The sequence below is a fragment of the Nonomuraea sp. MTCD27 genome, from assembly GCF_041950495.1.
Lineage (GTDB): Bacteria > Actinomycetota > Actinomycetes > Streptosporangiales > Streptosporangiaceae > Nonomuraea.
Genome location: NZ_JBGNUW010000022.1, coordinates 137059 through 156248 on the forward strand (window position 1 = coordinate 137059; position 19190 = coordinate 156248).

A 19190-nucleotide genomic window follows, 5' to 3' on the forward strand; every position below is an offset into this window, starting at 1 on the left:
GGGCCCGCCCGGAGCACCGCCGGGACACCCGGCACGTCGACGGGACTACGCGGGACCATCGACGGGACTACCCGGCACGTCGACGGGACAGCCCAGCACCGGTTGACGGGACTACCCAGCACCGGTCGACGGAACTTACCCAGCACCGCCGCCGACAGGATCACCCGCACCGGGGAGAGCAGGTTCCCTCGTACCGGAGACGGCAGGTTCCCTCGTACCGGGGACGGGCTTCAGCTTGGCGGCGATGCGGGCGAAGAGGTAGCCGAGTGAGTTGGTGGACAAATGGAGCATGGCCGGGGTCAGAAGGCCGCGGTGGCGGCGCAACTCGCAGAACAGCACCCCGGCCGCCGCCGTGGACACCACGCTGCCCGCAACCACCCGCGCCGTGTCCAGGCGGCCAGGAGACTCGCCCGCCGTCAGCGCGCCGAGGGCGGGGTTGGCGCGGGCCATGTCGATGGCCGGCAGGATGTGCCACAGCCCGAACAGGGCGGAGGAGATCGCCGTGGCGGCGACCGTACCGCGACGTTGGCGCACCATGGCGTACAGGGCGCCCCGGAAACCCATCTCCTCCAGCAGGACCGTGCCGAGGGGCACCTGGAGAAGGGCCTCCTCCACGACGCGGGCACGCGAGAGCGACAGGGCACGCTCGTCGAGAAAGAGCGGCCGGGTGCGGGGCGAGGCGATGCCGACCGTGTAGACGGTGGCGACCGCAGCCGCTAAGGCACCCCCCGCCACGGCGCCGCGCCGCCCGTGCTCGAACCCGAGCTCCTGCCAAGACAGCCCGGACCTACGAGCCATCGCGACCAGCGCAGCCGTCGCGACCGTGGACGTAAGGGGTCCCAGGCGGGGGGCGATCTTGTTGTTGAGGATGTTGGCGGCGGCGAGAACGGCAATCGAGCGGAGCAGCACCCTTGCAGGCTACGTCCACCCCACCCACCTGCGCCCACCCAGCTCCTTGCTTGCGTCGGCCCCCGACCCACGCCCCTGCGCCTCGCACCCGAGCCCACCACCGACCTGCGCTCGCCCCGCTCTCTCGCGCCCCGCCGACCCGCGCCCTCTGCGCCTCGCACCCGTGTCCACCCACCCACCCACCCACCCACGCCGACTTCGCTCTCGCGTCGGCTCCGCTCTCGCGCTCGCACCGTTCCGGCCGCCCTCCGGCGCCGGCCAACCCGCAGCCCTGGCCTCGCCCCCTTCGGTCCTGGCTGACTTCCAGCTCAAACCCGCCTCCAGCTCAGGCGGGCCTGCAGTTCCGACGGGCCTCCAGTTCCAAGGGGCCTTCGGCTCCGACCGGCTCCAGCCCAGGTCGGCCTCCAGCTCTGACCGGCCTCCAGCCCCGAGGGGCGTTCGGCTCCGACCGGCCTCCGGCTCAGGCTGACGTCCGGGGCGCGGTTCTTCGGCTTCGGCCGTGCCTCGGCTCCCAGTCTGCCGGCGGAAGTGGTGGTCAGGAGGCGGCTGGGCGGCGCCAGCCTGTTGGGAAGCGGGCGCGGCGGCGCTCCTCCGGGGTGAGGCCGCCCCAGATCCCCTCCGACTCGCCGGCGCGTAAGGCGTACGCACGGCACTCCTGCATGACCTGGCAGCTCGCGCAGACCGCCTTGGCGCGGGCCTCCTGCAAGGGGGTGGGGGCCAGGGGGAAGAAGAGGTCTGGGTCGCTGGATCTGCACGCCCCCCTGCGCAGCCAGCTGATCTCCTCCAATGGCATGGGTCAACGGTAGAGCGTGGGGATGATCGGTCACATCATCCTGTGGGTTGACACGTCGATACATCCCCAGGTCCGATCGGGTCCCGCGCGTACGCCCTCAGCAGGCCCCCACCCCACCCTGGTACCCGGTCACGTACGAGCTCTGCCGCTGCTCCGCCGTTCCGTGGGCGGCCGGGTTGAGCCAGTCGTCCGTCGGGTCGCCGGCCGCGGCCAGGCTCAGGAACAGCTCGTTCTCGTCCCCTTCATCCGCCGTCAGCACGCCCGAGCCGACCAGGGCGGACAGGGTGGCGCCCGCGTAGCAGTCAGCCTGGAGCTCCATCTGGACGTTCAGTTCGAAGTCGGTACGGAGCTGCGCCTGGACGGCGTGGCCGAACTCATGCGGAATGATGACATAGACCGAACCGTCCCCCATGTCGTTCCACAGCGCCTCCATCCAGTCCTGGTCGAAGGCGATGAAGTGGCCGATCGGGCAGTAGAAGGCGTTGTTCGGTACGGAAGGCTGGCCGCCGCAGCTCGGGCCGGAGTTGCCCGAGTAGGGGATGAAGTCGGCGATAGGCCGATAAGTCTCCCCCGACTGCTGGAACTGCCGCCTCCAGAACTCCTCCGTCAGCGTGCGCGCCGCCCGCACGTCGCCCTCGAACGTGTCGGTGCCCGCCCTGTCCATGGACGACGGCCTGACGATGTCACCACATGCGGTGACGAGCAGGACAAAGAGTAGGACGAAGAGCAGGACGGAATGGCGGGTGGAGGGGCGGGCGGAGGCAAGGGCGGGGACGGTGCGGGGTGGGACGCGGAGCACGGCCTTCACACATCCCAGGTGTGTACGGGTTCGTTGGTGTGCATGCGCTCGATGTACTCCAGGGTCATGGCCCGCAGGGCCTCGTGCCGGTCGCCGCCCTGCGCGCGTACCCGGTCCACCTGCCACGTCGCACCCGTACGCCCGGACAGGCAGCGCCCCTCGATGACGGACAGCAGCCGATCCGCGACGGGTCCGTGCACCCCCCACTTGACCAGCCCGTCGTGGGCCATGGGCAGCAGCCGCCGCAGGATCAGCTCGGCCGCGGGCACCTCGCCCATCCCCGGCCAGTAGAGCCGCGCGTCCAGCCCGTGCCGGGCCGCGGCGCCGAGATTGTCCTCCGCCGCCCGGAATGACATCTGGCTCCAGATCGGCCGCTCGTCGTACGGCATGACACGCATCAACCCGTAGTAGAACGCGGCATTTGCCGCTATGTCGACCACGGAAGGCCCGGCCGGCAGCACACGGTTCTCCACGCGGAGGTGTGGTACCCCGTTCACCACGGCGTACACCGGCCGGTTCCACCGGTAGATCGTGCCGTTGTGCAGGGTCAGCTCGTGAAGGTGGGGGATATGGCCCCGTTCGAGCTCGGTGCGCGGGTCCTCGTCCTCGCAGAGGGGGAGCAGGGCCGGGTAGTAGCTGACGTTCTCCTCGAACAGGTCGAACACGCTGGTGATCCACCGTTCCCCGAACCACACCCGCGGCCGTACGCCCTGTGCCTTCAGCTCCGCCGGCCGCGTGTCCGTGGCCTGCTCGAACAGCGCGATCCTGGTCTCCCGGTGCAGTTCCCGGCCGAACAGGTACGGCGAATTGGCCGCCACCGCGACCTGGGGCCCGGCGATGACCTGGGCCGCGTTCCAGTTCGCGGCGAACGTCTCGGGGCTGACCTGGAGATGGAGTTGCACGCTGGTGCACGCGGCCTCGGGGGCGACGCTGTCGGCATGCGTGTCAAGGCGTTCGACGCCCTCGATGGCAAGGTGCAGGTCCTCGCCGCGGGCCGCGAAGATCTGCTCGTTGAGCAGGCGGTAGCGCGGGTTCGCGGAGAGCGTGCCCTCGCCGATGTCCTGCTCGCGCAGCGTGGGCAGGATGCCGATCAGGACCAGGTGACCGCCCTCGGAGCGGGCGCGTTCCTCGGCGTGGTTGAGCCGGGCCCGGACGTCGTCCTCCAGGCGGCGGGCCCCGTCGCCGGCCAGCTCCTGGGGCTCGATGTTGATCTCGACGTTGAACTGGCCCAGCTCCGTCGCCCAGTCCGGCTGCGCGATGGCGTCGAGCACCTGGGCGTTGCGCATGGCCGCCTCGCCGTGCGCGTCGACGATGTTGAGCTCGATCTCCAGACCGGCCAGGGGCCGGTCGAACTCGAACCGCGATTCACGCAGCATCTGGGCGAAGACGTCGAGACATCGACGCACCTTTTCCCGATATTTCCGGCGATCGTCCCTGCTGAACACGACGACTGGCACGTCCCTGCCCATATCAGGAAATGTCGCACGCCAAAGCCGACTGCACCAGAGCACGGACGCAACGGAAGTCGGGAGTGGCGTCCGGTACGCGCCGCCGTACCGCTCGACGGAAGTTGTCCACAGGCCCGCTCACGCATGGAGCCGCGCATGGTTAGGGTTCAGGGATGCGCGTTTTGATTACCGGCGGGGCCGGATATATCGGGAGCACCATCGCATCGGCGTGCCTGGACGCCGGGATCGCCCCCGTGATTCTGGACAGCCTCGTGACCGGGCGACGGGAGTTCGCCGAGGGACGGGTGTTCTATGAGGGTGATATCAGCGACGGCCCGCTGATTGACAAGATATTCGCCGAAAATCCGGATATCGAGGCCGTCATCCACTGCGCGGCACTCATCGTGGTCCCCGACTCGGTGGCCGACCCCATCGGCTACTACCGCGCGAACGTCGCCAAGAGCCTGGAGTTCGTCGACCACCTGGTCCGCAACGGCTGCACGCGGATGATCTTCAGCTCCTCGGCGTCGATCTACCGCACGGGTGACGACCACACGGTCACCGAGGAGTCCCCGCTCGACCCCCAGAGCCCTTACGCGCGCACCAAGGCCGTCTGCGAGGGCATGTTCGCCGACATCGCCGCAGGCCGGCCCATCAGGATCCTCTCCCTGCGCTACTTCAACCCGATCGGCGCCGACCCCCGGATGCGCACGGGCCTGCAACTCCGCCGCCCCAGCCACGCCCTGGGCAAGATGATCGAGGCGTACGAAGAGGGGGTCCCGTTCCAGATCACCGGCACCGACTACCCGACCGGCGACGGCACGGGCATCCGCGACTACGTGCACGTCTGGGACCTGGCCACCGCCCACGTCGCCGCCCTGGAACGGTTCGACGCGCTGGAGGCCGACGTGATCAACCTGGGCACCGGCGCGGGCACCACCGTCCGCGAGCTGGTCGACGCGTTCAACCGCGTCGTCGACCGCCCGATCGAGGTCGTCGAGGCCCCCGCCCGCCCCGGTGACGTGGCCGGCGCCTACACCCGCAGCGACCGCGCCCACCGCCTGCTGGGCTGGCGGGCCCGCTACTCGGTCGAGGAGGGGATCAGGCACTCGCTGGAATGGGCGAGCCTGCGCGACTCCCGCCTGAGCTGAGCGACCCGCTGAGTCCCGGCCGGGACTCAGCGGCCCACGAGCCCGCCCGGCTCGACCGGGCCCCGCGATCCGCGACCCGGCCGGGCCCCGCGATCCGCGACCCGGCCGGGCCCGCGGTCCGGCCGGCGAATCCAGGTGGGTCCCGGCCGGGCGAGTCCGAGTGGACTCATCGACCGGCGGAGCCGAGTGCCTCGTCGGGGATCTCCTGGATCTCCTCCAGCAGTTTGTCGCGGGCGGCATCCGTGAGGGCGTCCGCGGTGATCACCTCGTGGTCGGGCGGGTCCACGATGCTGACCTCGTGACCCCAGGCGGTGTACCGGGTGTCGGTGGAGTCCCCGCCACCCCCGAACAGCGGCTCCTGCACGGTGTACAGGCGGGTGGGCAGGCCGGCCGAGTCGGTGCTCAGCCGATAACCGAACGTGGCGCCACCGCCGAGCGCGTTCGCCTGCTTGCGGGAGAGCTCACCACGGTAGACGCCGTTCTGCACGGACGAGGCGTGCGAGAGCAGGCCTTTGAGCTGGGGGAGCCGGAAGATGTCGACGGGCTGCGAGGATGGGGTCCGGCCGGCATCGAGGTCGTCCATGCGCACCCACGTCTTGCCCTCGGGCAGGCTCTTCTCGAGCTCGTCACCGCTCATGTAGGCGCGCGTCCCCACCGTGCGGAGGCGCGTGGTGGCACCCTTGGCGAGCACGGACCGGAGGGTCAGGTCGGAGGCGACGACCCCCGACCTGCCGAACCCATAGGTTCCCGTGATCTCGATGAACACCGACTTCTTGCCCATTGACCACATCATCATGACCTCGGAGATCTTCACCCCGTGCCCAGGGGCGAACTTGCTCTTCACGGCCTTCACCGGGTCGGGCGCGGCCGCCTGCGCCGGTGCGGCGCCGAGCAGGACAGCGCCCGTCACGACGGCGGCCACCGCCGCCGCCAGAACTCGCTTCATGTGCATCCTCAGGAAGAGAGAAGCCCTCTCCCGCCAGGACCGGCGGGAGAGGGCTCGGATGACCGGATCAGCCGGCCAGGCTACCCAGCGGGATGTTCAGGTTGGAGAGGTCGTCCTCACCGTTCTCGAACTTGTCCGCGACCTCGTCCTTGGGCGCCTTGATCGACACGGAGCCACCCCAGCCGGTGTACCTCGTGTCCACGCTCACGGTGCCCTCGCCCCCGATGACGGAGCCGGGGAACGTGGTCACCAGCCGGGTCGGCACGCCCGCCGAGTTCACCGTGATCCGCCAGGAGATCGAGCTCTTCTTCGCCTTGGCGGACGGCGCGGACAGCCAGGTGGCCCGCAGCCAGGCGGAGGCGTTCCACAGGTCGCCCACCTTGGTCTTGCCCGCGAAGCCGCCGCCGGCCGGCTTGGCGCCCTTCATCAGGGTCTTGATCGTGGCGGGCTCGGCCAGGTTCAGGGGCTGGCCGAACATGCCGGTGACGCCACCGGTCGGGCCCTTGGCCGCCTTGAACCAGGTCTCGCCCTCGGGCAGCATGCTCGACCAGATGCCACCGGACAGGTACGACGTGGTGCCGATCCGGATCGTGCGCTCCTTGGCGGCCATCGCCTTGAGCAGCTCCCCGGTCTCGCCCTCGGGCAGCTCGCCCAGGTCGCTCAGGGAGATGTTGAACTTGCCGGTGATGTCCGAGGCCGCGATGCCCGACTTGCTGAACTGCAGGGTGCCGGAGCGCCGGACGAACACCTCCCGCGCGCCACCGTCGATGATGGTGGTGCGCTCGGTGAACTTCACGCCCTTGCCGGGCCGGAGCTGCTTCTTGACGGCGACCACCGGGTCCTTGGGCGCGGCGGCCAGTGCCGGCGTGGCGGTCACCAGTGCTGCGGTCGTGGCTAACGCCACGCCCGTCAGGATTCGCTTCATGCGGGATTCCTTGGGTGTTGAGGGGGGATGTTGCTCGAGGCCGGAGCCGGCCTCGTGGAGCGGCTCGGAGACAGGACGACTACTGGATCCTGCCGAGCGAGTTCAGCGAGCCGTTCGGGATCGTCTGCGGCACCTGGGTGTCGGATCCGAGCTCGCTGATGTCGATCACCTCGTCGGCGGGCGGGGCCTTGATCGAGATCTTGGCGCCCCAGCCCGTGAAACGGGTGCTGACGGTGGTGGTGGTCTTCCCGAGGATGCCGAAGTCCAGCGTGAATTCGCTGCGGATCCCCGTGACCAGGCCCTTGGAGTTCAGGTCGAGCGCGTAATCGACCTTGACCTTCTTCAGGGTGTCCGGGACCGGTTCGCCGTAGATCTTGCTGAGGTCGCCATAGGTGACCGAGCCCCGGTACGTCGCATTTTTGACGCTCTTCGCCCGTGAGACGAGCGCCTTCAGCACCTTGGGTTCGAAGATGTCGAGCAGCTGGCTACCGGTCCTCGGGCTCGCCTGATTCGCATAGCGAACCCACTTCTTGCCTTCGGGCAATTCCTCGCTGAACAATCCACCCTGGGCATATGTGTGCTTGCCCACGGTGACCACTCGCGGCGGAAACAGCCCGGTCGCCGCTCCACCCTTTACCCGGGTACGCAGGTCCGCCGCGACCACGCCCGACTTGCCGAACCCGAAAGTGCCGTTCGTCGTCATGACAGAGGTGTTCTTGCCGTCCGCCGACGTACGGGCCGTCTCCGACACGCGCACTCCGTGACCGGCCACGTACTGCTTCTTGAGCGCTTTCACCGGGTCGGCGGGCGCTGCCGCGTGCGCGGGCGCGGTGGTCATGAGCGCGGCCGACGAGGCCAGCGCGAGACCCGCGAGAATTCGCTTCATTCGGTTTCCTTCGGCATTACGGGGAGAGCGGGTGGCAAGCCTGCCATTTGAAGATCACGACCATATATCGAGTGACAGGGCATACGACGTCTAATCCGTGCAATTTTCGTGCAGAGGTCGTCCTGGAGAAGTGAGATCAGCGTCACATAGCGGGAGAACGGCGACCCGATGACCTGGTCAGGTCAAGCTTCGGGCTAGGCTTCACTGGCGGAAACGCCCGGCACGCACCCCTGAGCGTAGGAGCTCGCCGTGAGAGAGCGAGGCACGACCACGAGCGGCGAGCGGACGCGACGGCCAGCACAGCTGCCCGGGCCGTCGAACATCAGTCGGATAAGCAAGGACGGACCCTCGTGGACCTGTTCGAACATCAGGCGAAGGAGCTCTTCGCTGACTACGGCATCCCGGTGCCACGCGGCATCGTCGCCCACACCGTGGAGGAGGTGCGGTCGGCCGCGACGGAGCTGACCGGCCGAGTTGTCGTCAAGGCCCAGGTCAAGACCGGTGGCCGGGGCAAGGCCGGTGGCGTGAAGGTGGCCGACGACGCCGCCGACGCCGTCGCCAAGGCCGAGGCCATCCTCGGCATGGACATCAAGGGCCACACGGTCCACAAGGTGCTGGTGGAGGAGGCCAGCGCGATCGCGGAGGAATACTACTTCTCCTTCCTGCTCGACCGCGCGAACCGTACCTTCCTTGCCATCTGCTCCGCCGCGGGCGGCATGGACATCGAAGAGGTCGCCCACACCTCGCCGGAGAAGGTCGCCAAGGTGCCCGTCTCGGCGCTGAACGGCATCGACCGCGCCACGGCTCGCGAGATCGCGGTGGCCGGCGGCCTGCCGGAGAAGGCGCTCGACGGCGCCGCCGAGCTCATCGAGAAGCTCTGGTGCTGCTTCGTCGACGAGGACGCCACGCTCGTCGAGGTCAACCCGATGATCCTGTCGGCCGACGGCCAGGTGAAGGCCCTCGACGGCAAGGTCACGCTCGACGACAACGCCGGGTTCCGCCAGGCCGACCACGAGGCGCTGGCCGACAAGGCGGCCGAGGACCCGCTCGAGGCCAAGGCCAAGGAGAAGGACCTCAACTACGTCAAGCTCGACGGCAACGTCGGCATCATCGGCAACGGCGCGGGCCTGGTCATGTCCACCCTCGACGTGGTCGCCTACGCCGGCGAGGCCTTCCCCGGCAAGCCGTCCCCCGCCAACTTCCTCGACATCGGCGGCGGCGCCTCGGCCGAGGTCATGGCCGCGGGCCTGGAGATCATCCTCTCCGACCCGAGCGTCAAGTCGATCTTCGTGAACGTCTTCGGCGGCATCACCGCCTGCGACGCCGTCGCCAACGGCATCGTCTCGGCGTTCAAGCTGCTGGAGAGCCGCGGCGAGGCCGTGACCCACCCGCTGGTGGTCCGCCTCGACGGCAACAACGCCCTGCTCGGGCGGCAGATCCTGGCCGACGCCGCGCTCCCGCGGGTCGAGCTGGTAGACACGATGGACGACGCGGCCAAGCGGGCCGCCGAGCTCGCTGCGGTAGGTGCGTGACCCATGGCCATCTGGTTGACTGAGAACAGCAAGATCATCGTTCAGGGCATGACCGGCGGTGAGGGCACCAAGCACACCCGCCGCATGCTCGCCTCCGGCGCCCGCGTCGTCGGCGGCGTGAACGCCCGCAAGGCCGGCACCACGCACGAGGGCCTGCCCGTGTTCGGGACGGTCAAGGAGGCGATGGAGCAGACCGGCGCCGACGTGTCGGTCGTGTTCGTGCCCCCGGCGTTCACCAAGGACGCGGTCAAGGAGGCCATCGACGCCGAGATGCCGCTGTGCGTGGTGATCACCGAGGGCGTGCCGGTGCACGACTCCACGGAGTTCTGGGCGTACGCGGTGGCCAAGGGCGGCAAGACCCGCATCATCGGCCCCAACTGCCCCGGCATCGCCTCGCCCGGCGCCTCCAACGCCGGCATCATCCCCGCCGACATCACCACCGCCGGTCGCATCGGCCTGGTCTCGAAGTCGGGCACGCTGACCTACCAGCTGATGTACGAGCTGCGCGACTTCGGCTTCTCGACCGCCGTGGGCATCGGCGGCGACCCCGTCATCGGCACCACGCACATCGACGCGCTGCAGGCGTTCCAGGAGGACCCGGGCACCGACGCGATCGTGATGATCGGTGAGATCGGCGGCGACGCCGAGGAGCGGGCGGCCGCCTACATCGAGCAGCACGTCACCAAGCCGGTCGTGGCCTACGTGGCGGGCTTCACCGCCCCCGAGGGCAAGACGATGGGCCACGCCGGCGCCATCGTGTCCGGCTCGGCCGGCACCGCCCAGGCCAAGAAGGAGGCCCTGGAGAAGGTCGGCGTCCGCGTCGGCAAGACCCCCTCCGAGACCGCCCGCCTCATGCGCGAGATCATGCAGGCCCGCTAGTCGCCGGTCGCGTGAGCCCCGTGCGGCGGCGCCCGCGCGGGGCTTTCGCATGCCCGGACGTGGTGGCCCACAGGTCACCACGGAACCCGGCCCACAGCGCGTCGTAGCGGCGGCGCGCCACTGACCGGGTCAGAAAGCGTCTCCCTGGACAGGCGCCGGCCCGCGACGGCGGGTGGGGCAAGCCCGCGCAGCCGTAAAGAACGGGATGGGAGAGGGGCGCGCGGCGGGAACGGGGGCAGGATCGAGGAGTTCGGACACGTCCGGGGATGGATCGGAGCACAAAGTGGATACCGGGCGGCGCGTCAACCAAGCTTCGGTCGGGAAACCTTGAGAAAATCGCCTACTGTGACGGCGATTCTCGACCAGTTGCGCACTGCCCCCCGGTCGGTGCTCGGCAAGCTCCCCGGGGTCTCGAGCGATGACGACGAGAACCGGCGGCCACTGCCGGTGTCGGGAATGCTGGCCGCCGCCGCCACGCTCGGCGTCGGACTGGCCGCCCTCACCACGCTCACCCTGGTCGGCTGGATCGCCGCGCCGCGCGGCACGCTGGGCGCGGGGCTCCCGGGAGTGTTCCGTACGGCGGCGCAGCTCTGGCTGGCCGCCCACCACGCCGGTTTCGCCATCCCCGGCGGGCGCGTCGGGCTGCTGCCGCTCGGGCTGACGATCCTGCCGGCCGTGCTGCTCTACCGCGCGGGCCGGTGGATGGCCCGCGACGCCGACCTGCGGCTGCGCCTTCCCGCCCGGCTGCCGAAGAACAGCCCCAAGGAGCAGGCCGGGGCCCGCCGCCGCGCCCAGCTCGTCCTGGTGGCGCAGGCGGGCGTCTCGCTGGCGGCCCCGTACGCGCTGCTCGCCGGCCTGATCGCGCTCGTGGCGAGCAACGAGATCACGCAGCCGTTCATCGGCGAGGCGCTGCTCAGCCACTTCGTGCTGGCCTTCCTGGCGGGCGCGCTGGCCACGGCGCGCATGATCGGGCCGTGGCGGGTGATGCTGCGGCTGCTGCCCGAGCGCGTGCGCGCCCTGACGGTCGGCACCGCGGTCGCCACGGCGGTGCTGCTCGTGGCCGGGTGCGCGCTGGTGCTGGTCGCCGTCGTGCTGAACTTCGGGCAGGTCAGGGAGCTGTCGGAGGTGCTGTCGCCCGGGTTCGTGGGCGGGGTGCTGCTGATCCTGATGCAGCTGCTCTACCTGCTGAACGCCGTCATCTGGGCCTTCTCCTACATCGCCGGCCCCGGGTTCGCCATCGGCGCCGACACCCTGGTCGCGCCCACCGGCGTGCAACTCGGCACGGTGCCCAGCCTGCCGCTGCTGGGGGCGCTGCCGGAGAGCGGGCCGGTGCCGGCGTGGATGATGGCGGTGATCGCGCTGCCGTTCGCGGCCGGGGCCGTGGCGGGCGTGATGGTGGCCAGGATCTCGCCGTCGCCGTCGTACGAGGCCGCGCCGCTGTGGGGGTTCCTCAGCGGGGTCTCCACCGGGGTCGTGGCCGGGCTGCTGGCGGCGCTGTCCGGCGGGCCCATCGGCGGCGGGCGGCTGGCCACGGTCGGCCCCTCGCCCTGGGAGGTGGCGCTGTCGGTGGCGATCGAGGTCGGGGTGGCCGCCGGCATCTCGGCGGGCGTGACCAACCTGCTGCTGCTCAACAAGCGCGCCCGGGCGCCGCTCGACAAGGCGGCGGCCCCCGTGCGCAAGGCCGGCGCCGCGATCGCCAAGGCGGCGAGCAAGGTGGGCCTGGCCGAGTCGGACCCGCGCCCGCTGCCCGGTCACTGGATGGACGCCACGGAGGCCGACACCCAGGAGATCCCGGTCATCAGGGACGACTGGCAGGACGAGCACGCCTCGGCGGAGGCGGAGACGCTGGCCCAGGCCCGACCGCGCGCGCCGGAGCCGGAGGCCGAAGCCCGGCCGCCGCGCAAGGACATCGTGGACGAGTCGGACGACCGCGGCGGTCACGTCATCTACGTCGACCCGTACGCCTGGGACCGCGACTAGCGTCTCGTGGCCTCGTCCGTCAGGGCTGCATGGCGCCGAGCATCTCCAGCACGTCGGCCGGGAGCTTGCGCTGCGCCGCGTCCCTGAACTGCGTGAAGCACTCGCCCTGCGCCGAGACCGTGCCGGCGCCCTTCATGCACTCCTGGTAGGCGGAGTATTCGTCCATGAGGTAGAGCTGCATCCCCGTGGCCAGGGCCGACAGGGTCAGCGCTATCGAGGAGACCGTGATGCCACCCACCGCGACGCCGGTGGGCCTGCCCTCGCCTTTCAGCAGTGGCAGCGCCCGCACCCCGGCCATCAGCGCGAACAACGCCATGACCAGGCCGGCGAGCGGCAACATGAACGTCATGGCCAGCGCTGCGATGGACAACCAGATCGCTCGGCGGCCCGCTGACTCCGCGGGCTGCTGGCCTGCCGGTGCCTTCACCGGTGTCGACACCTGACCTCCTCTGCGTCGCCGGGCGATGAACAGATACCCTGTGACCCCCACCCTGTTTCCTCTTTTGGAGTGCGCGTGTCTAAGGCTGGGCGGCTCGTCGTCCTCGTCTCCGGCTCTGGAACCAACCTACAGGCCCTGCTGGACGCTTCCGCCGATCCGTCGTACGGCGCTCGCGTGGTAGCCGTCGGTGCCGACAGGGAGGGGATCGAAGGGCTGGCCAGGGCCTCGAAGGCTAACGTTCCGACTTTTGTTGAAAAATTGGGCGATTATGCGACGCGAGGTGAATGGGACGCCGCCATCGCCGCCAAGATCGCAGCGTACGAACCCGACCTGGTCGTGTCCGCCGGCTTCATGAAAATTTTGGGTACGCCGACACTCGACGCCTTCCCGGTGCTGAACACCCATCCGGCCCTGCTTCCGTCGTTCCCCGGCGCCCACGGCGTGCGTGACGCGCTGGCCCATGGGGTCAAGGTGACCGGCTGCACGGTGATGCTGGCCGACGAGGGTGTCGACACGGGGCCGATCGTGGCCCAGGAGGCGGTGCCCGTGCTTCCGGGCGACGACGAGGCGGTCCTGCACGAGCGCATCAAGACGGTCGAGCGCCGCCTGCTCGTCGAGACCGTCGGCCGGATGGCCCGCGAGGGCTGGACGGTCAGCGGACGCAACGTCCGCATCGGCAACCACACAGGAGGGGAAACCACGTGACTCGCATCGCCATCCGGCGCGCGTTGATCGCTGTATATGACAAGTCCGGGCTCGAGGAGCTGGCCAGAGCCCTCGACGGCGCCGGAGTGGAGATCGTCTCGACCGGCGGCACGGCCGCCGCGATCTCGTCCTACGGGATCCCGGTGACGAAGGTGGAGCAGCTCACCGGGTTCCCCGAGTGCCTGGACGGGCGGGTCAAGACGCTGCACCCGCGCGTGCACGCCGGGCTGCTGGCCGACGTCACCAAGCCCCACCACGTGGCGCAGCTGGAGGAGCTGGAGATCGACCCGTTCCAGCTCGTGGTGGTGAACCTCTATCCGTTCCAGGAGACGGTGGCCTCCGGGGCGTCCGACGAGGAGTGCGTCGAGCAGATCGACATCGGCGGGCCGGCCATGATCCGGGGCGCCGCGAAGAACCACAACACCTGCGCGGTCGTGGTGAACCCCGGCGCCTACGGAGACGTGGTCGACGCGCTGGCCGAGGGCGGCTTCACGCTGACCGAGCGCAGGAAGCTGGCGGGCATCGCGTACGCGCACACGGCCTCGTACGACGTGGCCGTGGCCAACTGGTTCGCCGGCACGTCCGAGGAGGGTGAGTTCCCCGAGTTCGCGGGCGCGGCGTACCAGCGCAAGGCCACCCTGCGCTACGGCGAGAACCCGCACCAGCGCGCCGCCCTCTACACCGGCGGCACGGCGGGGAGCGGCGGGCTGGCCAACGCCGAGCAGTTGCACGGCAAGGAGATGTCGTACAACAACTACCTCGACGCCGACGCCGCCTGGCGGGCCGCCTGGGACTTCGCCGAGCCCTGCGTGGCCATCATCAAGCACCAGAACCCGTGCGGCATCGCCGTCGGCACCGACGTGGCCGACGCGCACCGCAAGGCGCACGCGTGCGACCCGGTGTCGGCGTACGGCGGCGTGATCGCCGTCAACCGGCCGGTCACGGCGGAGCTGGCCAGGCAGATCTTCGACGTGTTCACCGAGGTCGTCGTCGCTCCGGCGTACGACGACGAGGCGCTGGAGGTGCTGCGCGGCAAGAAGAGCCTGCGCCTGCTGCGCTGCCCGGAGGGCCCGGCGGAGCCGACCGAGTTCCGCAAGATCAACGGTGGCCTGCTCGTGCAGACCGTGGACCGCGTGGACGCCTCCGGCGACTCGGCGGCGCAGTGGGAGCTCAAGACCGGCGAGCCCGCCTCGCCGGACGTGCTGGCCGACCTGGAGTTCGCCTGGCGGGCCGCCCGCTCGGTGAAGTCCAACGCCATCCTGCTGGCCAGCGGCGGGGCGACCGTGGGCGTGGGCATGGGCCAGGTGAACCGGGTCGATTCGTGCCGCCTCGCGGTCACCAGGGCCGGGGAGCGGGTGGCCGGTTCAGTGGCGGCCTCCGACGCGTTCTTCCCGTTCCCCGACGGGCTGGAGGTGCTGACCGAGGCGGGCGTACGCGCCATCGTCGAGCCGGGCGGTTCCGTCCGCGACGAGCTGGTCATCGAGGCGGCCAAGAAGGCCGGCATCACCCTCTACTTCACCGGCACCCGCCACTTCTTCCACTGATCATCACCTAAAGGGCGGCATGGTAGATCATGTCGCCCTTCATCCCATTTTGCGGCGAGCACTGGCCGGGTGCGGCTACCCTGAACTCCTCCCCGCATCCCCGTCCCCCGGGAGTACCCCTATGGCGCTCGACGCGATCCTGCAGGCATTCGTCACCATGAACGGCCTGGCCACCAGCCCCTTCGTGCTCCTGGTGCTCGCCTTCATCGGCGCCTACCTCGGCAGCCGCGTCGTAGAGGTCATCCCCTTCACCCGCCGCATCATCGAGCGCCGCGAGGCCCAGGCGGCTGAGCGCGACTAGGCCGTGTCTCCGGGGCGGCCGGTCTCGATCATGACCTCCACCCCGTCCAGGATCCGGTCCAGGCCGAACTCGTAGTCGAGGCGCCGCTCCTCCTCGGGCATGTCCTGCGGGTAGTCGAAGGCTCCCGCCTCGACCGCCGCGCGCAGCGCGGGCAGGCGCCGCGCGTCCACCAGCGAGCCGAGCAGCGCGCTGTGGCCGGCGATCGCGGCGCCCGACGCGGCGCTGCCGAGGTCCGCGCTCAGCCGCGCGGTGGCGTGCATGTACGTGGCGATCAGCAGCACGACGCCCGCCTTGGCGCGCTCGTCGAGCCCGGTGCCCGCCAGCGCCGCCAGGGCGCGGTCGGTCCACGCGAGCTGATTGGGCGTGACGGGCGGCCCGGTGATGGGCAGCTGCACGATCCAGGAGTGGGCCCGCAACATCTCCCACTGCGCGCCGCACCAGCGCCGCAGGCCCGGCCGCCAGCCTGCGCAGGGCTCGTCGAGCGCGGCGGGGACGGCCGCGACCGAGTCCAGCATCAGGAGCAGCAGCTCGTTCTTGTTCTTGACGTGCCGGTAGAGCGACATCGTGGTGAAGCCCAGCCGCTCGGCGACCCGGGCCATCGAGACCGCGTCGAGGCCGCCCGCGTCGGCCAGCTCCACCGCCGCCCGCGCGATGCGGCCGAGGCTCAGCCCGGTCTTGGGCTCCGGCGCGGGCTTCGCGAGCCGTTCCCAGAGATTGTCTTCCATCAAACACGAGTGTATGTCATACACTCGGTGTATGACATACACAGCTCTGGTCGTGGGTGGCGGGATCGCGGGCACGGCGAGCGCCGTCGCCCTGCGCAAGGCGGGGATGGACGCGGTGGTGTACGAGGCCTACGACCGTACGGCCGACAAGGCGGGCGCCTTCCTCACGCTGGCGCCCAACGCGCTCGACGCCTTACGCGCTCTCGACCTGGACGTCGGCGGCCTCGGCTTCGACACCCCGGGCATCACGATCACCAGCGGCTCCGGCCGGCGGCTCGGCGAGCTGGCCTACCGCCTGGGCGACGTGGTGAGCAGGACGGTCAAGCGCGCCGACCTCTACCGGTACCTCCGCGATCAGGACCTCCACCTGGAGTACGGCAAGCGCCTCACCGGTGCCGTGGCGACCGGCGACGGGGTGCGGGCGACGTTCTCCGACGGCAGCACCGCCGAGGGCGACCTGCTGATCGGCGCCGACGGCCTGCGTTCGGCCACCCGGCGCATCATCGACCCGGCGGCGCCCGGCACCCGCTACACCGGCCTGCTCAACACCGGTGGCTACGCGCGCGGCGTCGCGACCGGCTCCGAACCGGGCATGATGCAGGCCGTCTTCGGCAAGCGCTGCTTCTTCGTCTACACGGCGCACCCGGACGGCGAGGTGTGGTGGGCCGCGAACCCCGCCCAGGCCACCGAGCTCACACCGGCCGAGATGGCGGCGATCACCCAGCAGGAGTGGCGGACCCGGCTGAGCGACCTGTTCCGGCACGACCACGGCCCCGCGCTCGACATCATCGCCGCGACCGGGGAGATCTTCGCCGGCTGGAGCTCCTACGACGTGCCCCGCGTCCCGGTCTGGCACCGCGACCGGATGATCGTCATCGGCGACGCCGCCCACGCCACCGCGCCGTCGATCGGGCAGGGCGCCGCCATGGCCATCGAGGACGCCGTCGTCCTGGCCAAGTGCCTGCGCGACAGCCCGGGCATCGAGGCCGCGTTCAGGGCGTACGAGGTGCTGCGGCGGGGGCGGGTCGAGCGGGTCGTGGCGCAGGGCAACCGTACGGGCGGCTGGAAGGCGCTCAATCCGCTGGCGCGCGTGCCGCGCGACCTGATCATGAGCCTGGCCATGAAGCACGCCGCCAGGACCGGTACGGACCCGAGCCGCTGGATCTACGAGCACCGCATCGACTGGGACCGGCCCATCGCCCTCCCCGCCTGACCACCAGGGGGCGCGCCGACCCCCGCGCGCCCGGCCGGCCGCCACCCAGCCATCACCGTCCCCTGATCCCCGCGAAGCGGCGACGGGCGGCCGGCTCAGCGGTCTGACATCCCTCCCGCCGGACCCTCGAAAGGCGTTGCACGCGATCCTGCGTCGCCGTAACGTCGCTCTCGGGTCGTTACTGGCGTGACCTGAAGGTGGATGACCACCGGGGAGCGGCTCCGCAGTACTGCCGCGCGCCTGGGCATCTCAACGCGACGAACAGGAGATGCCGTGCACCAGCCGCAGATGTACGACGCCACCGCGGTGACCGCGGCCTACCGCAGTGCCCTGGACGTGATCGCCGCCGTCGAGCCGCACGTCGCGGAGGCCATCCGTACGGAGCTGTCCGACCAGCGCACGTCGTTGAAGCTCATCGCCAGCGAGAACTACGCGTCCCCGGCGGTGCTGCTCACGATGGGCACCTGGATGTCCGACAAGTACGCCGAGGGCACCATCGGGCGCCGCTTCTACGCCGGCTGCCAGAACATCGACACCGTTGAGCAACTCGCGGCCGACCACGCCAAGGCCCTGTTCGGAGCCGACCACGCCTACGTCCAGCCGCACTCGGGCATCGACGCGAACCTGGTGGCGTTCTGGGGCGTACTGGCGCACCGCGTGGAGGCTCCGGCCCTGGCCAGCATCGGCGTGGGTCACGTCAACGACCTGACCGAGCAGGACTGGGAGAACCTGCGCAAGGCCCTCGGCGACCAGCGGGCCCTGGGCATGTCACTGGACGCGGGCGGGCATCTCACCCACGGCTTCCGGCCGAACATCTCCGGCAAGATGTTCCGGCAGCGCTCGTACGGCACCGACCCGGAAACCGGCCTGCTCGACTACGCCGCGCTGCGCGACCTGGCCCGCGAGTTCAAGCCCCTGATCCTGATCGCCGGATACTCGGCCTATCCGCGCCGCGTGGACTTCGCGGCCCTGCGGGAGATCGCCGACGAGGTCGGCGCCACCCTCCTGGTGGACATGGCCCACTTCGCCGGCCTGGTCGCGGGCAAGGTCTTCACCGGCGACCACGACCCGGTGCCGTACGCCCACATCACGACCACCACCACGCACAAGTCGCTGCGCGGTCCGCGCGGCGGCCTGGTGCTGTGCCGGCGGGAGTTCGCCGACGCGATCGACCGCGGCTGCCCGATGGTGCTGGGCGGCCCGCTGGGGAACGTGATGGCCGCCAAGGCCGTCGCCCTCGCCGAGGCCCGCCAGCCCGCCTTCGCCGCCTATGCCCGCGCGGTCGTGGACAACGCGTCCGCCCTGGCCGAAGGGCTGCTTCGACGGGGAGTCCGGCTGGTCACCGGCGGCACCGACAACCACCTGGTCCTGCTGGACGTGACCGGCTTCGGCCTGACCGGCCGGCAGGCCGAGTCGGCGCTGCTGGATTCCGGCATCGTCACCAACCGCAACGCGATCCCGCGCGACCCCCACGGCGCCTGGTACACCTCGGGCGTACGCGTCGGCACGCCCGCGCTCACCTCCCGCGGCTTCCGCGCCGACGAGTTCGACCGGATCGCGGAACTGATCGTGGACGTCCTCTCCGCCACCACCCCCGCGTCCGCGCCCGACGGCCGCACCTCCAAGGCCGCCTACACGTTGCCCGCCGACACCGCCGCCAAGACCCGCGCCGCCGCAGCCGAACTCCTCACCGCCCACCCCCTCTACCCCGGCCTCGACCTCACCTGACCCCTCCACACCGGAACCCCCTCCTACGGCCTCAGGACACCCCGGCCCGCCAACTCCTTCCCAGGACGCACCCCGCCCGGGCCGCCGACTCCTTCCCAGGACGCACCCCGCCCGGGTCGTCCGGCGTCCGTGCGGGGAGGCCACCGCGCGAGGTTTGTCCAGGACCCCGGCGGGGGCGCTGTCGCCCAGCGGCGTCGGGCGTGCGTGCGGGGAAGGCCGCCGTGCGAGGTCGGCTGGGGCTCCGGCGGGGGTGCCGTCGCCCAGCGGCGTCGGGCGTGCGTGCGGGG

General features: G+C 70.7%; 18 protein-coding genes and 1 riboswitch. Of the genes, 9 read left to right on the forward strand and 9 right to left on the reverse strand.

All coding sequences use genetic code 11. From position 1 onward, the window contains the following. Positions 1 to 135: 135 nt before the first annotated feature. The 4 genes from ACBJ59_RS47730 to ACBJ59_RS47745 form a co-directional block, all read right to left on the reverse strand. Complete coding sequence (locus ACBJ59_RS47730) at positions 136 to 909, reverse strand: lysostaphin resistance A-like protein (protein WP_375116669.1); 774 nt, start codon at positions 907 to 909, stop codon at positions 136 to 138. Between the two features lie 535 nt (positions 910 to 1444). Continuing rightward, on the reverse strand, positions 1445 to 1702 hold the full coding sequence (locus ACBJ59_RS47735) for a WhiB family transcriptional regulator (protein ID WP_375116670.1): 258 nt from the start codon (positions 1700 to 1702) through the stop codon (positions 1445 to 1447). 97 nt (positions 1703 to 1799) lie between these two features. Then, positions 1800 to 2510: a neutral zinc metallopeptidase gene (locus ACBJ59_RS47740; protein ID WP_375116671.1), complete on the reverse strand. Its 711-nt coding sequence runs from the start codon at positions 2508 to 2510 to the stop codon at positions 1800 to 1802. Beyond that, positions 2507 to 3970: a glutamate--cysteine ligase gene (locus tag ACBJ59_RS47745; RefSeq protein WP_375116672.1), complete on the reverse strand. Its 1464-nt coding sequence runs from the start codon at positions 3968 to 3970 to the stop codon at positions 2507 to 2509. The genes ACBJ59_RS47740 and ACBJ59_RS47745 overlap by 4 nt, the downstream gene beginning before the upstream one ends. A gap of 152 nt (positions 3971 to 4122) precedes the next feature. Here ACBJ59_RS47745 and galE point away from each other — a divergent pair, with 152 nt between their 5' ends. Beyond that, the gene (gene galE / locus ACBJ59_RS47750; protein ID WP_375116673.1) at positions 4123 to 5100 is read left to right on the forward strand and encodes a UDP-glucose 4-epimerase GalE; all 978 of its coding nucleotides are present in this window, start codon (positions 4123 to 4125) and stop codon (positions 5098 to 5100) included. 166 nt (positions 5101 to 5266) lie between these two features. On the opposite strand, the gene ACBJ59_RS47755 is transcribed toward galE, so the two are convergent. From ACBJ59_RS47755 to ACBJ59_RS47765, 3 genes are all read right to left on the reverse strand, one after another. Continuing rightward, complete coding sequence (locus ACBJ59_RS47755; protein ID WP_375116674.1) at positions 5267 to 6046, reverse strand: hypothetical protein; 780 nt, start codon at positions 6044 to 6046, stop codon at positions 5267 to 5269. A gap of 67 nt (positions 6047 to 6113) precedes the next feature. After that, positions 6114 to 6971, reverse strand: coding sequence for a hypothetical protein (locus tag ACBJ59_RS47760; RefSeq protein WP_375116675.1), 858 nt, complete (start codon positions 6969 to 6971; stop codon positions 6114 to 6116). A 79-nt stretch (positions 6972 to 7050) separates the two neighbouring features. Beyond that, on the reverse strand, positions 7051 to 7857 hold the full coding sequence (locus tag ACBJ59_RS47765; RefSeq protein WP_375116676.1) for a hypothetical protein: 807 nt from the start codon (positions 7855 to 7857) through the stop codon (positions 7051 to 7053). Between the two features lie 350 nt (positions 7858 to 8207). On the opposite strand from ACBJ59_RS47765, the gene sucC reads away from it, so the two are divergent. The 3 genes from sucC (at position 8208) to ACBJ59_RS47780 (ending at position 12248) form a co-directional block, all read left to right on the forward strand. Continuing rightward, on the forward strand, positions 8208 to 9389 hold the full coding sequence (gene sucC, locus ACBJ59_RS47770; RefSeq protein WP_364112731.1) for an ADP-forming succinate--CoA ligase subunit beta: 1182 nt from the start codon (positions 8208 to 8210) through the stop codon (positions 9387 to 9389). A gap of 3 nt (positions 9390 to 9392) precedes the next feature. Next, positions 9393 to 10268, forward strand: a complete 876-nt coding sequence (gene sucD / locus ACBJ59_RS47775) for a succinate--CoA ligase subunit alpha (RefSeq protein WP_364112729.1) — start codon at positions 9393 to 9395, stop codon at positions 10266 to 10268. 345 nt (positions 10269 to 10613) lie between these two features. Continuing rightward, positions 10614 to 12248: a DUF6350 family protein gene (locus tag ACBJ59_RS47780; RefSeq protein WP_375116677.1), complete on the forward strand. Its 1635-nt coding sequence runs from the start codon at positions 10614 to 10616 to the stop codon at positions 12246 to 12248. A 19-nt stretch (positions 12249 to 12267) separates the two neighbouring features. Here ACBJ59_RS47780 and ACBJ59_RS47785 read toward each other — a convergent pair whose 3' ends face one another. Beyond that, a complete protein-coding gene (locus ACBJ59_RS47785) occupies positions 12268 to 12687 on the reverse strand; it encodes a hypothetical protein (protein WP_375116678.1) in 420 nt (139 codons plus the stop codon). Positions 12688 to 12762: 75 nt separating this feature from the next. Between ACBJ59_RS47785 and purN the strand changes: the two genes are divergently transcribed. The 3 genes from purN (at position 12763) to ACBJ59_RS47800 (ending at position 15237) form a co-directional block, all read left to right on the forward strand. After that, complete coding sequence (gene purN / locus ACBJ59_RS47790) at positions 12763 to 13392, forward strand: phosphoribosylglycinamide formyltransferase (protein WP_375116679.1); 630 nt, start codon at positions 12763 to 12765, stop codon at positions 13390 to 13392. Beyond that, positions 13389 to 14936: a bifunctional phosphoribosylaminoimidazolecarboxamide formyltransferase/IMP cyclohydrolase gene (purH, locus tag ACBJ59_RS47795; RefSeq protein ID WP_375116680.1), complete on the forward strand. Its 1548-nt coding sequence runs from the start codon at positions 13389 to 13391 to the stop codon at positions 14934 to 14936. Before purN ends, purH begins: the two co-directional genes overlap by 4 nt. A 121-nt stretch (positions 14937 to 15057) precedes the next feature. Continuing rightward, positions 15058 to 15237, forward strand: coding sequence for a hypothetical protein (locus ACBJ59_RS47800; RefSeq protein ID WP_364112719.1), 180 nt, complete (start codon positions 15058 to 15060; stop codon positions 15235 to 15237). Here ACBJ59_RS47800 and ACBJ59_RS47805 read toward each other — a convergent pair. Further along, the gene (locus tag ACBJ59_RS47805; RefSeq protein WP_375116681.1) at positions 15234 to 15962 is read right to left on the reverse strand and encodes a TetR/AcrR family transcriptional regulator; all 729 of its coding nucleotides are present in this window, start codon (positions 15960 to 15962) and stop codon (positions 15234 to 15236) included. The two genes, ACBJ59_RS47800 and ACBJ59_RS47805, sit on opposite strands and share 4 nt — an antisense overlap. Positions 15963 to 15993: 31 nt before the next feature. On the opposite strand from ACBJ59_RS47805, the gene ACBJ59_RS47810 reads away from it, so the two are divergent. Both ACBJ59_RS47810 and ACBJ59_RS47815 read left to right on the forward strand, forming a co-directional pair. Then, positions 15994 to 17175, forward strand: coding sequence for an FAD-dependent oxidoreductase (locus ACBJ59_RS47810; protein ID WP_375116682.1), 1182 nt, complete (start codon positions 15994 to 15996; stop codon positions 17173 to 17175). 167 nt (positions 17176 to 17342) lie between these two features. Beyond that, a riboswitch (ZMP/ZTP riboswitch) is annotated at positions 17343 to 17428 on the forward strand. Positions 17429 to 17463: 35 nt separating this feature from the next. Further along, a complete protein-coding gene (locus ACBJ59_RS47815) occupies positions 17464 to 18903 on the forward strand; it encodes a glycine hydroxymethyltransferase (RefSeq protein WP_375116728.1) in 1440 nt (479 codons plus the stop codon). Positions 18904 to 19190 lie beyond the last annotated feature (287 nt).

Bases quoted from the DNA above. Each gene is read 5' to 3' on its own strand.
- ACBJ59_RS47735 (WP_375116670.1), bottom strand. From the start codon at position 1,702: ATGCCATTGGAGGAGATCAGCTGGCTGCGCAGGGGGGCGTGCAGATCC.
- ACBJ59_RS47745 (WP_375116672.1), bottom strand. From the start codon at position 3,970: ATGGGCAGGGACGTGCCAGTCGTCGTGTTCAGCAGGGACGATCGCCGG.
- galE (WP_375116673.1), top strand. From the start codon at position 4,123: ATGCGCGTTTTGATTACCGGCGGGGCCGGATATATCGGGAGCACCATC.
- ACBJ59_RS47755 (WP_375116674.1), bottom strand. From the start codon at position 6,046: ATGAAGCGAGTTCTGGCGGCGGCGGTGGCCGCCGTCGTGACGGGCGCT.
- ACBJ59_RS47760 (WP_375116675.1), bottom strand. From the start codon at position 6,971: ATGAAGCGAATCCTGACGGGCGTGGCGTTAGCCACGACCGCAGCACTG.
- ACBJ59_RS47765 (WP_375116676.1), bottom strand. From the start codon at position 7,857: ATGAAGCGAATTCTCGCGGGTCTCGCGCTGGCCTCGTCGGCCGCGCTC.
- sucD (WP_364112729.1), top strand. From the start codon at position 9,393: ATGGCCATCTGGTTGACTGAGAACAGCAAGATCATCGTTCAGGGCATG.
- ACBJ59_RS47800 (WP_364112719.1), top strand. From the start codon at position 15,058: ATGGCGCTCGACGCGATCCTGCAGGCATTCGTCACCATGAACGGCCTG.
- ACBJ59_RS47805 (WP_375116681.1), bottom strand. From the start codon at position 15,962: ATGGAAGACAATCTCTGGGAACGGCTCGCGAAGCCCGCGCCGGAGCCC.
- ACBJ59_RS47810 (WP_375116682.1), top strand. From the start codon at position 15,994: ATGACATACACAGCTCTGGTCGTGGGTGGCGGGATCGCGGGCACGGCG.
- ACBJ59_RS47815 (WP_375116728.1), top strand. From the start codon at position 17,464: ATGTACGACGCCACCGCGGTGACCGCGGCCTACCGCAGTGCCCTGGAC.